The 14,440-nt window shown below is 70.6% G+C and carries 14 protein-coding genes and 1 pseudogene; 10 read left to right on the forward strand and 5 right to left on the reverse strand.

What is annotated here, in order from left to right; translation table 11 throughout:
* From ACWCRD_RS14945 to ACWCRD_RS14975, 7 genes and pseudogenes are all read left to right on the forward strand, one after another.
* A pseudogene (locus tag ACWCRD_RS14945) lies at positions 1 to 321 on the forward strand (L-rhamnose isomerase); the annotation flags it as partial.
* A gap of 151 nt (positions 322 to 472) precedes the next feature.
* Positions 473 to 2,512 (forward strand): bifunctional aldolase/short-chain dehydrogenase, encoded by a 2,040-nt coding sequence (locus ACWCRD_RS14950; RefSeq protein ID WP_450966241.1) that lies wholly within the window; start codon positions 473 to 475, stop codon positions 2,510 to 2,512.
* Between the two features lie 8 nt (positions 2,513 to 2,520).
* The gene (locus ACWCRD_RS14955; protein ID WP_450966622.1) at positions 2,521 to 3,957 is read left to right on the forward strand and encodes a rhamnulokinase; all 1,437 of its coding nucleotides are present in this window, start codon (positions 2,521 to 2,523) and stop codon (positions 3,955 to 3,957) included.
* 70 nt (positions 3,958 to 4,027) lie between these two features.
* Positions 4,028 to 4,783, forward strand: coding sequence for a (Fe-S)-binding protein (locus ACWCRD_RS14960; RefSeq protein WP_450966242.1), 756 nt, complete (start codon positions 4,028 to 4,030; stop codon positions 4,781 to 4,783).
* Positions 4,780 to 6,258: a LutB/LldF family L-lactate oxidation iron-sulfur protein gene (locus ACWCRD_RS14965; RefSeq protein ID WP_450966243.1), complete on the forward strand. Its 1,479-nt coding sequence runs from the start codon at positions 4,780 to 4,782 to the stop codon at positions 6,256 to 6,258. The genes ACWCRD_RS14960 and ACWCRD_RS14965 overlap by 4 nt, the downstream gene beginning before the upstream one ends.
* Positions 6,255 to 6,923: a LutC/YkgG family protein gene (locus ACWCRD_RS14970; protein WP_450966244.1), complete on the forward strand. Its 669-nt coding sequence runs from the start codon at positions 6,255 to 6,257 to the stop codon at positions 6,921 to 6,923. Before ACWCRD_RS14965 ends, ACWCRD_RS14970 begins: the two co-directional genes overlap by 4 nt.
* A gap of 72 nt (positions 6,924 to 6,995) precedes the next feature.
* Positions 6,996 to 7,274, forward strand: coding sequence for a hypothetical protein (locus tag ACWCRD_RS14975; RefSeq protein ID WP_450966245.1), 279 nt, complete (start codon positions 6,996 to 6,998; stop codon positions 7,272 to 7,274).
* A gap of 76 nt (positions 7,275 to 7,350) precedes the next feature.
* On the opposite strand, the gene ACWCRD_RS14980 is transcribed toward ACWCRD_RS14975, so the two are convergent.
* Complete coding sequence (locus ACWCRD_RS14980) at positions 7,351 to 7,947, reverse strand: hypothetical protein (RefSeq protein WP_450966246.1); 597 nt, start codon at positions 7,945 to 7,947, stop codon at positions 7,351 to 7,353.
* Between the two features lie 168 nt (positions 7,948 to 8,115).
* Here ACWCRD_RS14980 and ACWCRD_RS14985 point away from each other — a divergent pair, with 168 nt between their 5' ends.
* On the forward strand, positions 8,116 to 8,973 hold the full coding sequence (locus tag ACWCRD_RS14985) for an AAA family ATPase (protein WP_450966623.1): 858 nt from the start codon (positions 8,116 to 8,118) through the stop codon (positions 8,971 to 8,973).
* A 59-nt stretch (positions 8,974 to 9,032) separates the two neighbouring features.
* Positions 9,033 to 10,325: a vWA domain-containing protein gene (locus tag ACWCRD_RS14990; protein ID WP_450966624.1), complete on the forward strand. Its 1,293-nt coding sequence runs from the start codon at positions 9,033 to 9,035 to the stop codon at positions 10,323 to 10,325.
* A 3-nt stretch (positions 10,326 to 10,328) separates the two neighbouring features.
* Here ACWCRD_RS14990 and ACWCRD_RS14995 read toward each other — a convergent pair whose 3' ends face one another.
* Positions 10,329 to 10,691: a cupin domain-containing protein gene (locus tag ACWCRD_RS14995; protein ID WP_450966247.1), complete on the reverse strand. Its 363-nt coding sequence runs from the start codon at positions 10,689 to 10,691 to the stop codon at positions 10,329 to 10,331.
* Positions 10,692 to 10,861: 170 nt separating this feature from the next.
* On the opposite strand from ACWCRD_RS14995, the gene ACWCRD_RS15000 reads away from it, so the two are divergent.
* Positions 10,862 to 11,257 carry a nuclear transport factor 2 family protein gene (locus tag ACWCRD_RS15000; protein WP_450966248.1) on the forward strand — a complete coding sequence of 132 codons (396 nt, stop codon included), beginning with the start codon at positions 10,862 to 10,864 and terminating at the stop codon, positions 11,255 to 11,257.
* On the opposite strand, the gene ACWCRD_RS15005 is transcribed toward ACWCRD_RS15000, so the two are convergent.
* Genes ACWCRD_RS15005 through ACWCRD_RS15015 form a run of 3 tightly spaced genes read right to left on the reverse strand, consistent with a single transcriptional unit; the run spans position 11,252 to position 14,296 of the window.
* Positions 11,252 to 12,235, reverse strand: a complete 984-nt coding sequence (locus ACWCRD_RS15005; RefSeq protein ID WP_450966249.1) for a threo-3-hydroxy-L-aspartate ammonia-lyase — start codon at positions 12,233 to 12,235, stop codon at positions 11,252 to 11,254. The two genes, ACWCRD_RS15000 and ACWCRD_RS15005, sit on opposite strands and share 6 nt — an antisense overlap.
* Positions 12,232 to 12,918, reverse strand: a complete 687-nt coding sequence (locus ACWCRD_RS15010; RefSeq protein ID WP_450966625.1) for a helix-turn-helix transcriptional regulator — start codon at positions 12,916 to 12,918, stop codon at positions 12,232 to 12,234. The genes ACWCRD_RS15005 and ACWCRD_RS15010 overlap by 4 nt, the downstream gene beginning before the upstream one ends.
* Positions 12,919 to 12,931: 13 nt before the next feature.
* Entirely contained in the window at positions 12,932 to 14,296 is a 1,365-nt protein-coding gene (locus tag ACWCRD_RS15015) for a competence protein CoiA family protein (protein ID WP_450966250.1), read from the reverse strand.
* Positions 14,297 to 14,440 lie beyond the last annotated feature (144 nt).

A 14,440-nucleotide genomic window follows, 5' to 3' on the forward strand; every position in this document is an offset into this window, starting at 1 on the left:
TTCATGCTGGACCAGTGCCACAACATCGAGGCCAAGATCCCCGCCATCATCCGGTCCGTGATGAACGTCCAGGAAGCCACCGCCAAGGCACTGCTCGTCGACCGCGAGGCACTGAACGCCGCTCAGCGCTCGGGCGACGTCCTCGAAGCCAACGCCGTGCTCATGGACGCCTACAACACGGACGTGCGGCCGCTGCTCGCCGACGTCCGCCAGGAGATGGGACTCGATGCCGACCCGATCGGCGCCTACCGCCGCTCCGGATGGGCCCAGAAGATCGTCGAAGAACGCGTCGGCGGACAGCAAGCCGGATGGGGAGCCTGAACACTGCAACTCGTCTGCCTGAACTTGTTGCTTGCAGACTGCCGGCCCGATGCGGCTGGTCGCGCCCGCGCGGCGGAGCCGCAAATTGATACAGCCCCGCGCCCCTATCGGGGCGCTGATCCGCACGTATCTCCAGAAGGACTGAATGGACATGGCATCCCACCCCGAAGCGGCCGCTCTGCTGGCTCGCTCCCATCGCCTCGGTGCTGATCCCCGCAACACCAACTACGCGGGCGGCAACACTTCCGCGAAGGGCACCGACACCGACCCCGTGACGGGGGGTGACGTCGAGTTGATGTGGGTCAAGGGGTCCGGTGGTGACCTCGGCACGCTCACCGAGGCCGGGCTCGCCGCGTTGCGGCTGGATCGGCTGCGGGCCCTGCGGGGGGTCTATCCGGGTGTCGAGCGTGAGGACGAGATGGTCGCCGCGTTCGACTACTGCCTGCACGGGAAGGGGGGTGCCGCTCCCTCCATCGACACCGCGATGCACGGTCTGGTCGACGCCGCCCACGTCGATCATCTGCACCCCGACTCCGGGATCGCACTCGCCTGTGCGGCCGACGGGGAGAAGCTGACCGCCGAGTGTTTCGGCGACACGGTGGTGTGGGTGCCGTGGCGGCGGCCCGGGTTCCAGCTGGGCCTGGACATCGCGGCGGTCAAGGAGGCCAACCCGCAGGCCATCGGGTGCATCCTCGGCGGGCACGGGATCACCGCCTGGGGCGACACCTCCGAGGAGTGCGAGCGCAACTCGCTGCACATCATCCGCACCGCCGAGGCGTTCCTCGTCGAGCGGGGGAAGGACGAGCCGTACGGGCCGGTGATCGAGGGCTACGAGGCGCTGCCCGAGGCCGAGCGGCGGGAGCGGGCGGCGGCGCTGGCGCCGTATGTGCGGGCCGTCGCCTCTCAGGACAAGCCGCAGGTCGGGCACTTCGACGACTCCGATGTCGTGCTGGAGTTCCTGGCGCGGGCCGAGCATCCGCGGCTCGCCGCGCTCGGGACCTCCTGCCCCGACCACTTCCTGCGGACGAAGGTACGGCCGCTCGTGCTCGACCTGCCGCCGGCCGCTCCCGTGGAGGAGGCGATCGCGCGACTGAAGGAGCTGCACGCCGAGTACCGCGAGGAGTACGCCGCCTACTACCAGCGGCACGCGCTGCCGGACTCCCCCGCGATGCGCGGCGCCGACCCGGCGATCGTGCTGGTGCCGGGTGTGGGCATGTTCAGCTTCGGCAAGGACAAGCAGACGGCGCGGGTGGCCGGCGAGTTCTATGTCAACGCCATCAACGTGATGCGCGGGGCCGAGGCCGTGTCGACGTATGCGCCGATCGAGGAGTCGGAGAAGTTCCGCATCGAGTACTGGGCGCTGGAGGAGGCCAAGCTCCAGCGGATGCCGAAGCCCAGGCCGCTCGCCACGCGGGTCGCGCTTGTCACGGGTGCGGGCAGCGGGATCGGGAAGGCCATCGCGGAGCGGCTGGTCGGTGAGGGCGCGTGTGTCGTCGTCGCCGATCTCGATGCGGAGAACGCGGCAGCCGTGGCCGAGGAGCTGGGTGGCCCGGACAAGGCCGTCGCCGTAGCCGTGGACGTGACGGACGAGGAGCAGATCGCCACGGCCTTCAAGGCGGCCGTGCTCGCCTTCGGCGGGGTCGATCTGGTGGTCAACAACGCCGGTATCTCCATCTCCAAGCCGCTGCTGGAGACTTCGGCCAGGGACTGGGACCTGCAGCACGACATCATGGCCCGCGGGTCCTTCCTCGTGTCGCGGGAGGCGGCCCGGGTGATGATCGCGCAGGAACTGGGCGGCGACATCGTCTACATCGCCTCCAAGAACGCCGTCTTCGCCGGGCCCAACAACATCGCCTACTCGGCCACCAAGGCCGACCAGGCTCATCAAGTGCGCCTGCTGGCCGCGGAGTTGGGCGAGCACGGCATCCGCGTCAACGGGGTCAACCCGGACGGTGTGGTGCGCGGTTCCGGGATCTTCGCGGGTGGCTGGGGTGCCCAGCGGGCGGCCGTGTACGGGGTGCCGGAGGAGAAGCTGGGCGAGTTCTACGCCAAGCGGACGATCCTCAAGCGTGAGGTGCTGCCGGAGCATGTCGCGAACGCCGTGTTCGCGCTGACCGGAGGGGAGATGACCCACACCACCGGGCTGCACGTCCCGGTCGACGCCGGCGTCGCGGCCGCCTTCCTGCGGTGAGCGCGCTCGTGAAGTCGTACGCCGCGGTGGACCTCGGCGCGTCCAGCGGGCGTGTCATGGTCGGCCGTGTCGGCCCCGACAGCCTGGAGCTGACCGAGGCGCACCGCTTCCCCAACCGGCCCGTCCGGGTGCCCGAGGGGCTGCGGTGGGACATCCTCTCCCTGTACGGGGGTGTCCTCGACGGACTCAAGGCTGCGGGGCAGGTGGATTCCGTCGGCATCGACAGCTGGGCCGTGGACTACGGGCTGCTGGACGCGGACGGGGCACTGCTCGGCAATCCCGTGCACTACCGGGACTCCCGCACCGAGGGCATGTGTGAGAAGGTGTGGGCGAGCGTGCCCGCCGAGCAGCTGTATGCGGCGACCGGGCTGCAGTACGCGCCCTTCAACACCCTGTACCAGCTGGCCGCGGCAGGGGAGACAGCCCAACTGGCCCATGCCGAGCGGTTGTTGCTCATCCCGGACCTGATGTCCTACTGGCTCACCGGCGAGCAGGGCACCGAACTCACCAACGCCTCCACCACCCAGCTGATCGATCCCCGGACGCGCGAGTGGTCGTACGAGGTCGCCTCCCGGCTGGGGGTCGACCTGGGATTGTTCGCGCCGCTGCGGCAGCCCGGGGATCCGGCGGGTGTGCTGCGGCCTGAGGTGCTGGAGGAGACCGGGCTGCGGGGGCCGGTGCCGGTGACGGCGGTCGGTTCGCACGACACGGCGTCCGCAGTGGCTGCCGTACCGGCCGACGGCGAGCGGTTCGCGTACATCTGCACCGGGACCTGGTCGCTGGCCGGTCTCGAGCTGGACGCACCCGTGCTGAGCGAGGAGAGCCGGGCCGCCAACTTCACCAACGAGCTGGGGCTGGACGGCACGGTCCGCTATCTGCGCAACATCATGGGGCTCTGGCTGCTCCAGGAGTGCGTGCGCGCCTGGGGCGAACCCGAGCTGGGCGAGCTGCTGCCGGCGGCGGCCAAGGTGCCGGCGCTGAGGTCGGTGGTGGATGCCGGGGATGCGGTGTTCCTGGCGCCCGGGCGGATGCCGGAGCGGATCGCCGAGGCGTGCCGTGTCTCGGGACAGCCGGTGCCCGAATCCCCCGCGGAGATCACGCGCTGCATTCTCGACTCGCTGGCCCTGGCCCACCGCCGGGCGATCGAGGACGCCCAGCGGCTGGCCGGGCATCCGGTCGACGTCGTCAATGTCGTCGGCGGCGGCACCCGCAACGCCCTGCTGTGCCAGCTGACCGCCGACGCCTGCGGCCTGCCCGTGGTGGCGGGTCCGACGGAGGCGGCGGCACTGGGGAACGTGCTGGTCCAGGCCCGGGCGCACGGGCTGGTCGGCGATCTCGCGAGCGGGCGGCGCCTGCTCACGCGCACCCAGCCGCTGACCCGCTACGAGCCGCGGGGCGACACCGCCCGGTGGCGTGAGGCGCAGGCCCGGCTCACCGGAAGATGAGGGGGTCTCCCCCACGCCCTGTCCCCCGGCTACCCTTCACTCATCCGATGATCGATCACAAGGAGCCGCGATGCGTGTCGCCCTGTTCCTGACCTGTGTCAACGACACGCTCTATCCGGAGACCGGGCGCGCCGTGGTGAAACTGCTGACCAGGCTGGGCGTCCAAGTTGATTTCCCGATGGCGCAGACCTGCTGCGGGCAGGCGCACTACAACACGGGATATCGGCATGAGGCGGAGCCGCTGGCTCGGCATTTCTCCGATGTCTTCGGGGAGTACGAGGCGATCGTGACGCCGTCCGGGTCGTGCGGGGCGATGGTGCGGGAACTGTATCCGCGGATGGGTGAGCGGGCGCGGGCCGAGGGGCGCGGGGACACGCTCGCGGCGACGCTGGCTCCTGTCGTACCGAAGACGTACGAGCTCACCGAGTTCCTGGTGGACGTGCTCGGGGTCACGGACGTCGGCGCGTACTACCCGCGCCAGGTGACCTATCACCCGACCTGTCATGGGCTGCGCGGCCTGGGGCTCGGCGACCGCCCCCGCCGGCTGCTCCAGGCCGTCAAGGGCCTGGAGCTGGTGGAGCTGCCGGGTGCGGAGGAGTGTTGCGGCTTCGGTGGCACCTTCGCGCTGAAGAACTCCGATGTCTCGGCGGCGATGGGGGCGGACAAGGTGCGCAATGCCGAGTCGACCGGCGCGGAGGTGCTGTGCGCGGCCGACAACTCCTGTCTGATGCACATCGGCGGGACGATGACGCGGCTCAGCAGCGGCATGCGGCCGGTGCACATCGCGGAGATCCTGGCGAGCACGGAGGAGGAGCCGGCCGTATGAGCGGGACGTTCGTAGGGATGCCGGTCTTCCCGAAGGCCGCGCACGAGGCGGTCAACAACCCGACGCTGCGCGGCAATCTGCGGCACGCCACGCACACCATCCGCGCCAAGCGGGCGAAGGCCGTCGCGGAGGTGTCCGACTGGGCGGCGCTGCGCGAGGCGGGCAAGCGGACCAAGGACCATACGCTGCGTCATCTCGACCGGTATCTGGAGCAGTTGGAGGAGTCGGTCACGGCCGCGGGCGGCATCGTGCACTGGGCCGCCGACGCCGACGAGGCCAACCGGATCGTGGCCGGCCTGGTGAAGGGGACCGGCGAGAAGGAGGTCGTCAAGGTCAAGTCGATGGCCACGCAGGAGATCGGCCTCAACGAAGCCCTCGAGGCCGAGGGCATCCGCGCCTACGAGACCGATCTCGCCGAGCTGATCGTGCAGTTGGGCAAGGACCGGCCCTCCCACATCCTGGTCCCGGCGATCCACCGCAACCGCGGCGAGATCCGGGACATCTTCGTGCGCGAGATGAGCGAGTGGGGCCGCCCGGCCCCCGAGGGCCTCACCGACACGCCCGCCGAACTCGCCGAGGCCGCCCGCCTCCACCTGCGGGAGAAGTTCCTGCGCGCCAAGGTCGGCATCTCCGGTGCCAACTTCATGGTCGCCGAGACCGGCACGCTGGTGGTCGTCGAGTCCGAGGGCAACGGGCGGATGTGCCTGACCCTGCCCGAGACGCTGATCTCGGTCGTCGGCATCGAGAAGATCGTGCCGACCTGGCAGGACCTGGAGGTGTTCCTGCAGACCCTGCCCCGCTCCTCCACCGCCGAGCGCATGAACCCGTACACCTCGATGTGGACCGGCACCACGGACGGCGACGGACCGCGCACCTTCCACCTGGTGCTGCTCGACAACGGCCGCACCGACACCCTCGCCGACGAGGTCGGCCGCCAGGCGCTGCGCTGCATCCGATGCTCGGCCTGCCTGAATGTCTGCCCGGTGTACGAGCGGGCGGGCGGCCATGCCTACGGCTCGGTGTATCCCGGCCCGATCGGCGCGATCCTCAGCCCCCAACTCCGGGGCACCGCAAGCGAGATCGACGCCTCCCTGCCGTATGCGTCCTCGCTGTGCGGCGCCTGCTACGAGGTGTGCCCGGTCGCCATCGACATCCCCGAGGTGCTGGTCCATCTACGGGAGCGGGTCGTGGAAGGCGGGCAGGTGACCCGCGAGGGCAACAAGGTGGTGCTGCAGCCCGCGAAGGGCCATGCGGCCGAGCGGGCGGCGATGCGCGCGGCACGCTGGGCGTTCACGCACCCGGGCGCCCTGCGCACCGGCCAGCGGCTCGCCTCGCGCACCCGACGCCTCCATCCACGAACGCTGCCCGGTCCGGGCAAGGCGTGGAGCGGCAGCCGGGATCTGCCGTCGGTGCCCGCGGAACCGTTCCGCGACTGGTGGCAGCGTACGAATGGCGGAAAGGACGGCGCGAAGTGAGCAGCAGGGAACGGATCCTGGGCCGGGTGCGGCGCGCACTCGCGGACGTACCGCGGGACGACACGCCGTACGAGCAGGCAGTATCGCGCGACTATCTGCAGGAGCACGGGGAGCGGGGCGTCGATCAGACGGTGGATCTGCTGGCCGAGAATCTGGCGGACTACCGGGCGATTGTGCACCGTACGGATCCGGAGGAGTTGCCGTACCTCATCATGCGGCTGCTCGCCGAGCGCGGACCCCAGTATGTGCTCGTGCCGCCGGGGCTCCCGCCGGAGTGGATGTCGGCCGCCGATCCCACCCGGATTCACGACCGTGCCGTGAGCACGCCTCACGAGCTGGACAAGGTCGAGAGCGTGGTCACCGGCTGCGCGGTCGCCATCGCCGAGACCGGCACCATTGTCCTGGACGGCAGCCCCGACCAGGGCCGCCGCCGCATCACCCTCGTCCCCGACCACCACATCTGTGTCGTACGAGTCCCGGAGCAGGTCGTCTCGTCCGTGCCCCAGGCCCTCGAACGCCTCGACCCGGCCCGCCCGTTGACCTGGATCTCCGGCCCGTCGGCGACCAGCGACATCGAACTGGACCGGGTCGAGGGGGTGCACGGTCCGCGCACGCTGGAGGTGGTGCTGGTGAGCGGTGGGGCGAGCGGCGACGTCGACTCGTAGCCTCCGTACCTGCTGTTGTACGCCGGTGTGCAGGCGACCGCGAACGCGGGCGTGCCGGAGGATCGTGCGGGTTTGGCCGCGGCCCTGATCACCACCTCTTTCCAATTCGGTTCAGCGCTCGGCCTGGCGGCGTTCAGCGGGATCGCGAGCAGCCGCACCAGCCACCTGCTGGCGGCGCACACCCCGCTCCCGGAGGCGCTCACCGCCGGATTCCAGCGGACCCCGCTGGTCAGCGCCCTCTGCCTCCTGGCAGCCGGAGCCATCGGGCTGCGCGCCTCCCACACCCGCGGCGAGCCCGCCGCCACACCAGAAACCCGACAAGACCTGGAACCCTCCTGCGACCCCGCATGACATGAAGAGATTTCCGGGATGGCGTGGAAAGCCATCCCGGGATTTCACTGTGCCGGGCGTCACCGCGGGGTGCGTGTCAGCAGTACGCGATCGGACAGCCGCGGCGCAGCGAGTGCTGGGCGGCCCGCAGATACAGCGCCACGTAGAACGCGGCGTCCAGGTCCTCACACCACGGGCCGGGCCGGGTGGCGGCCAGAATTTTGGCCGGTCCGTCCAGGAACCACATGGTCAGGTCCAGGTTGTCGTTGGCCGCCGGTATCTCGTCCACGGGCAGTGCGACGGCCGTGGCAAGCCGCTCGGCGAGGCGGAGCACCTGGGGAGCGCCGGCGACCATCGTCTCGTCCGTATAGGCGGAGTCGACGGGGAGCCGGATCTCCTCGTCGAGGGACAGTGGCACCAGCAGTGTCCAGCCGCAGAGCACCTCCTCTTCGGCCCGTGACAGATGCGAGCGGCACAGCGCGCTGAAGCCGTCCATGGGAGGCACCAGCTTCTCCTCGAACGACATCCCCGAGCCGCGCACGAAGTCCGCCTCCTCGGGCACCGAGTCGTACGGCGGCAGACCGCGCCGCCCCAACTCCTCCTCGAGCGCGGAGGCGACGGCTCCTCGGCCGCCCTCCTCCTCGTCATCGTCGAACCACTCCTGCGCACCGACACTGACCAGATAGATCCCCATGCCGGAAACGTACAAGGCGCCACTGACAAGCAGCCCGGCCAGGATGAGAGCGTCCGTGCGCCAGGGCGGCGGCTGCTTCGGCGGCCGGCCCTGGATTTTCCGTGACAGCCGGGGTGAACAAGCGCTTAGATAGTAGCTCCGACCCATGCCGAGCTGGAGGCCCCGTTGCTGTTCTCATCCGTCGACGACGTCTCCGCCCGTCTGGCCGCCACCGGCTATCTCGCCTCGCCCGCGGTCGCCACGACCGTCTTCCTCGCCGACCGCCTGGGCAAGCCGCTGCTGGTGGAGGGACCGGCCGGGGTCGGCAAGACGGAGCTCGCCAAGGCCGTGGCCGAGGTGGCGGGTGCGCGGCTGGTCCGGCTGCAGTGCTACGAGGGCGTCGACGAGTCCCGGGCGCTGTACGAGTGGAACCACGCCAAGCAGCTGCTCCGCATCAGCGCCGGCCGCGACGAGACCTGGGACGAGACGCGCACGGACATCTTCAGCGAGGAGTTCCTGCTCACCCGTCCGCTGCTCACCGCCATCCGCGGCGAGGACCCCAAGGTGCTGCTGATCGACGAGACCGACAAGGCGGACGTCGAGGTGGAGGGCCTGCTCCTGGAGGTGCTGAGCGACTTCCAGGTCACGGTCCCCGAGCTGGGCACGATCACCGCGACCCGCCGCCCCTTCGTCGTCCTCACCTCGAACGCGAGCCGCGAGCTGTCCGAGGCGCTGCGCCGTCGCTGCCTGTTCCTGCACATCGGCTTCCCCGAGCAGGAGCTGGAGCGCCGGATCGTACGGCTGAAGGTGCCCGGCCTGGACGAGGCGCTGGCCGACTCGGTGGTGCGGGTGGTCGGTGCGCTGCGCGCGATGGACCTGCGCAAGGTGCCCTCGGTGGCCGAGACGATCGACTGGGCGCGCACCCTCCTCGCGCTGGGTGCCGACACCCTCGACGAGGGTGTCGTACGCGACAGCCTGGGCGTCCTGCTCAAGCATCAGGACGACGTCCTCAAGGCGGCCGCCAAGCTCGACCTGGACGCCGTGTGACCGCCCCGGGAGTGGCCGAGCGCCTCACCTCGCTGGTCGGGGCGCTACGTGCGCACGGCATGCGGATCGGCACCGGTGAGACCGTGGACGCGGCGCAGGCGGTGGCGGCGCTGGGCCTGGCGGACCGTGAGCTGCTGCGGGAAGGGCTGGCCGCGACGCTGCTGCACGGCCCGGTGCAGCGGCAGGTGTTCGACCCGGTCTTCGACCTGTACTTCCCGCAGGGCGTCGGCGCGCCGGAGGCGGAGCCCGCGGACCGGGACGATCTGCGGGAACGGCTCGCCGCCGCGCTCGCCGCGGGCGACATCGTGCTGATGGGGCAGCTGGCGGCGGAGGCGGTCGACGGCTTCGGCGGATACGGCGCGTCTCCGGGGTCGCAGGGCTGGTCGTCGTACCAGGCGCTGGACCGGCTCCGCCCACAGACCCTGCTGGCCCGCGTCCGCGAGAACGTCCAGACCCGGGACGGCAGTTCCGGGTTCGCCGACCGGCTGCTCGACGACGAGATCAGGCGGCGTATCGAGACGTTCCGCAGACAGGTGGCCGTGGAGGCGCGGCGCCGGATCGCCGAGCAGCGCGACCGGGACGAACTCGCCCGGCGCGCGGTGGGCACCACGCCCGACCGGGTCGACTTCCTGTACGCGGGGAAGCTCCAGCTCGCCGAGTTGCGCAGGACGGTTCAGCCGCTGGCCCGTAAGCTCGCCACCCGGCTCGCGGCCCGCCGGCGCCGCGCCGCCCGCGGCAGCATCGATCTGCGGCGCACCCTGCGCGGTTCCCTGTCCACGGGCGGGGTGCCGATGAAGCCGGTGCTGCGCAGACGCCGTCCCATGCGGCCCGAACTGGTGCTGCTGTGCGATGTGTCGGGGTCGGTGTCCGGGTTCTCGGACTTCACGATGCTGTTGGTGCAGGCGCTGCACGACCAGTTCAGCAAGGTGCGGGTGTTCGCCTTCGTGAACCGGCTCGACGAGGTGACCCGGCTGCTCGAGCACGGCGCGGCCGACCCGGAGGGGCTGGGCGCCCGCATCCGGGCGGAGGCGACGCTCACGGGCTGGCACGGCAGCAGCGACTACGGAGTCGCCCTGGGTGAGTTCGCGGAGCGGTACGGCGACGCGGTGGGCCCGCGCACCACGGTGTTCGTGCTGGGCGACGCCCGTACGAACATGAGCGACCCGAATCTGTCGGCGGTACGGCAGGTGGCCGAACGGGCCCGCCGCGTCTACTGGTTGAACCCCGAGCCGCACGCCCAGTGGGGGACGGGCGACTCCGCCGCACCCGAGTACGCCGAGTTGGTGGAGATGCACGAGTGCCGCAACGCGCGGCAGCTCGGCGCGCTCATTGCGCGCCTGCTGCCGGTGTGACTGCTAGCCCTTCGACTTTGCGTAGTCCGTCGCCATCTGGCCTGCGAAGTCGTAGACCACGCATGGCTCGTCGCTGACCACCCAGGCATCGTGTCCCGGCGATATCACGAACACGTCGCCCGGTCCGACCTCCTGCTCCGCACCGTCGTCCATGCGTACCCGCATGCGTCCGGAGACGCAGTACCCGTTGTGATGGACCTGGCAGGTGTCCGTCCCGGCGATCGGAGCCACGGATTCCGACCACTTCCAGCCGGGTTCGAAGGTCCCCACCGCGAAGTCGAGTCCGGTCATATGGACGGCTTCGAGGTGTCCGCGCGGGAAATCTCGCCGCTCGTCGGGCTTCTCGACAGCCTTGATCTCAAGCATGACGGCTCCCTTCCTTGCGAGCCCCGCCCACCACACCATCGTCCGCCGGTCCAGCCGGGACCGCCATCCGGGATGCGGAGAAAACACCGATGAGCGGACAACTGGGTCGAACGAGCGGAGAATGGTGCGAGGCCGCTTTCGCCGAACCACCCAGAAAGGTGGCGATCACCGTGGCTGAACACCCCCACGCACAACTCGTCCGCACGGGCTACGAGGCCTTCTCGCGCGGCGACATGGACACCCTGCGCTCGATGATGACGGGCGACGCCACGCACCATGTACCCGGAAGCCACCAGCTGTCCGGCGACTGCAAGGGAATCGACGCTGTCCTCGACTACTACCGCCGGCTCTACGAGGAGACGGGCGGCACGTTCAAGGTCGAGCTGCGCAAGGTCATGGTGGACGGCCGCGGCCACGCGGTTTCCATGCACCACTTCACCGCCCAGCGCGGCGACAAGCGGGTCGATGAGGACGGAGCCATCGTCTTCCGGGTCGTCGGGGACAAGATCACCGACCTTGACGAGTGCGTCGCCGACATCGACACGGTCAACGAGTTCTGGTCATGACGCCGTCGCCCGGCCGCACAGCCGGGCGAAGCGGTCCGCGTCCACGTTTCCGCCGGAGACGATGACACCGATCCGGCGCGGAAGGGAGCCCGCACGCCCGGCGAGCAGGGCGGCCAGCGGGGTGGCCCCGCTGGGCTCGACGACGATCTTCAGGCGCTCGAAGGCGAACCGCATGGCGTCGCGGATCTCGTCGTCGGAGACGAGGGCGATGCCGTCGACGAGCCGCCGGTTGACGGAGAACGTCAGCTCGCCGGGCGTGTCCAGGGCCTGCCCGTCGGCGATGGTGCGCGGCACGGGGATGCTGACGCGCCGGCCCGCCTCCAGGGACCGCTTGGTGTCGTCCCCGGCCTCGGGTTCGACGCCGATCACCCGGATCCCGGGGTGCAGCCCCTTGGCCGCGGTGGCGGACCCGGCGATCAGCCCGCCGCCGCCGACGGGCACCATCAGCGCGTCCAACTCCCCTGTTTCCTCGAGGAGTTCGAGCGCGGCCGTACCCTGCCCGGCCATGACGTGCGGGTGCTCGTAGGGCGGGATGAGGGCGAGGCCCCGCTCGGCGGCCAGGGCCTGGCCGACGGCGACGCGGTCCTCGGTGTAGCGGTCGTACGTCACGATCTCGGCGCCGTAGCCGACGGTGGCGTCCACCTTGGAGCGCGGGGCGTCCTCGGGCATGACGATGACGGCGGTGGTGCCCAGTTCGCGGGCGGCGAGGGCGACGGCCTGGGCGTGGTTGCCGGAGGAGTAGGCGGCGATGCCGCGGGCCAGTTGCTCGGGGGTGAGCCGGGAGGCCGCGTTGTAGGCGCCGCGGAACTTGAAGGCCCCGACGCGCTGGAAGTTCTCGCACTTGAGGAAGACCTCGGCGTCGACGAGCTCGTCGAGCGTGCGGGAGCGCAGTACGGGGGTGCGGTGGGCGACGCCCTTGAGCCGCTCGGCGGCCTCGCGGACGGTGTCGAGGGTGACCGGCGGGGTGGTGGTCGTCACGCGTGTCCTCCAGCGGGGGTCGGGTCGGTGGCGGCTCGGGCCTGGGCGAGGTAGCTGTAGGCGGAGGCGCGGGAGATGCCGAGCCGGGCGGCGACCTGCTCGATCGCGCGGCGCACGGCGAACACGCCGTGTTCGTCGAGCCTGCGGAACAGGTCGAGTCGCTCGGCCCGGTCCAGTGCGGCCCAGCTCTGGTTCCGCCCCAGCCGGTGGGCGTCGAGGATGGCGTCCACGACGGAGTCGATGTCGTTGCCGAAGGCCGTGACCGGCGGCTCGGCGGTCCCGGCGCTGAGGCCCGCCAGTGCGCCGAGCAGGGCGTGGGCCTCGTTGACCGCGCCGATGTCCACGTTGACGCACAGTGCGCCGAACACCGCTCCGCTGGAGTCGCGCAGCACCATCGTGGACGACTTGACCAGCTTTCCGGCCGGGGTGCGGGTGACGTAGTTGAGGTCGTCGGCCGCCTCGTCACCGCGTGCCAGCACCTTCATGCCGATCTCGCTCATCGCCCCGCCCACGGCCCGCCCGGTCACCTCCCCGGCGACGGCGACGACCGACTTCTCCGGTTGCCGGTAGTCGTGCAGGACCACCTCGCACACCGGGCCGAACGTCGCCGCGATCCCGTCGACGACCGGTCTGAGCGCGGCGAGGATCGCGTCCCGCTCGGCGTCGTGGGCCTGCTCGTCAATCACGCCACCTAGACTACTGGTCCAGCCTCTGGACGGAAAGTCCAGATGTGGTGTCGTGGTTCGCGGCGTACGTCAGGGCCTCCCGTGCGGCATGACGGTCGCCGACCGTCTCCCACCAGGGGTGCGTGTGCATCTCCTCGGCGAGGCGACGGCAGCGCTCCCGGGCGTCCGCGAGGCGCTCGCGCTGCTCACCGGTGATCTCCGCGCGTCCGGCCGCGATGTCCATGCCGCTGGGAAGGCGCGCGGCGATGTCCGCGCAGTGCTCCAGCGCCCGGGTGAAGGTCCGGCGGGCGGCGACCAGATCGCCGGGTATGACGAACTCGCCCACGATGAAGGGCCGCGAGAACTCGGACGACCCCGGCTCGGTGTGCCACAGCGAGGCGTCGATGGGCCGTTCGTCGTCACGCGCCCGGGTGAGTTCGCTGTGAAGACCCGCCTCCAGGTGGTCACCGGCCTCCCACGCACCGGCCCGAGGCGCGGGCACGAGACCCACCCCGTCGGCGCGGGGCAGCACCGACTGGCCGGGCAGGGGCTCGGGGCGGCCTTCGAGGAACTCGTCCTTGTCCGTCGGGGTGACCCACATGTGCCAGCCGCGCCGGCCCGCCGGGTGGGGCAGGTACAGCGAGACGAGTTCGCCCGTGGCCGTGCGCCGGATGACGTCGTCGTAGTAGAGGCCGCGCACCGGTTCCCACAGCGCGTGCCGCCCACCGCAGCGGCCGGCGCCCTGCTGGGGGCAGGGCACCGGATTGCTCCAGTCGCAGCGGGACATGTGCAGTTGCTTGATGCCGCCGCGCACCGGCAGGGCCGCGCGGTCGGTCACGTCCCGCCAGCTCTGTACGTTCAGCCGGGCCCAGGGCGCGCGGTCTATGGGGATCGCGTTCTCGTTGTTGACGAGCCACAGCGGGGTGAGCCCGTCCCGGAATGCGCTGCGGGTGCGCTCGTCGACGGAACCGCCGGCTATGGCCGCAAGCTGTATCTCGTACGCGAGCCGGTGACGGTCGCCGCCTTCCACGGTCACGTCCGTACGGCGCTTTCCGCCCTCGGCCCCTTCGGCTCCCGTGACCCGGAATCCCTCCCCCGCGGCGACCTTGGCGGTGTATTCCCTCAGCGCCTTGTGGAGATCGCTTTCGTCCTTCGTCTCGGGGCGCTCCCCTTTGGCCACGTGCATGGCGTGCGGGCGGCCGTTGACCTTGCGGATGGCCATGAAGCCGGGACAGATGAACCCCTCGTCCTCATGGGCTTCCAGGCAGTACAGAAGATCGGGCTGGTAGTTGCCGTAGATCTCGTCGAGCAGCCGCGGGTATTCGGGGTGCCCGAGATCCGCCTCGGTCAGGTCGAGCGTGATGCCGAGGCCCCTGTGCCAGACGCAGTAGGTCATATGGCGAGAGTAGGACGCACCACTGACAATCGGCCTAAGTCATGATCAGTAACGCAGGTCGAGCCGTCGGACAAGCCCCTCCCGGCGGCATTCACACCTACCCGTGCACGAAATCTTGCGGCAATATCGCCGACACACCTAAGA

Source organism: Streptomyces sp. NPDC002092 (assembly GCF_053593775.1).

Coding starts and splice junctions, on each gene's coding strand:
- ACWCRD_RS14950 (WP_450966241.1), top strand. CDS start 473: ATGGCATCCCACCCCGAAGCGGCCGCTCTGCTGGCTCGCTCCCATCGC.
- ACWCRD_RS14960 (WP_450966242.1), top strand. CDS start 4,028: ATGCGTGTCGCCCTGTTCCTGACCTGTGTCAACGACACGCTCTATCCG.
- ACWCRD_RS14965 (WP_450966243.1), top strand. CDS start 4,780: ATGAGCGGGACGTTCGTAGGGATGCCGGTCTTCCCGAAGGCCGCGCAC.
- ACWCRD_RS14980 (WP_450966246.1), bottom strand. CDS start 7,947: ATGGGGATCTATCTGGTCAGTGTCGGTGCGCAGGAGTGGTTCGACGAT.
- ACWCRD_RS14990 (WP_450966624.1), top strand. CDS start 9,033: ATGCGGATCGGCACCGGTGAGACCGTGGACGCGGCGCAGGCGGTGGCG.
- ACWCRD_RS14995 (WP_450966247.1), bottom strand. CDS start 10,691: ATGCTTGAGATCAAGGCTGTCGAGAAGCCCGACGAGCGGCGAGATTTC.
- ACWCRD_RS15015 (WP_450966250.1), bottom strand. CDS start 14,296: ATGACCTACTGCGTCTGGCACAGGGGCCTCGGCATCACGCTCGACCTG.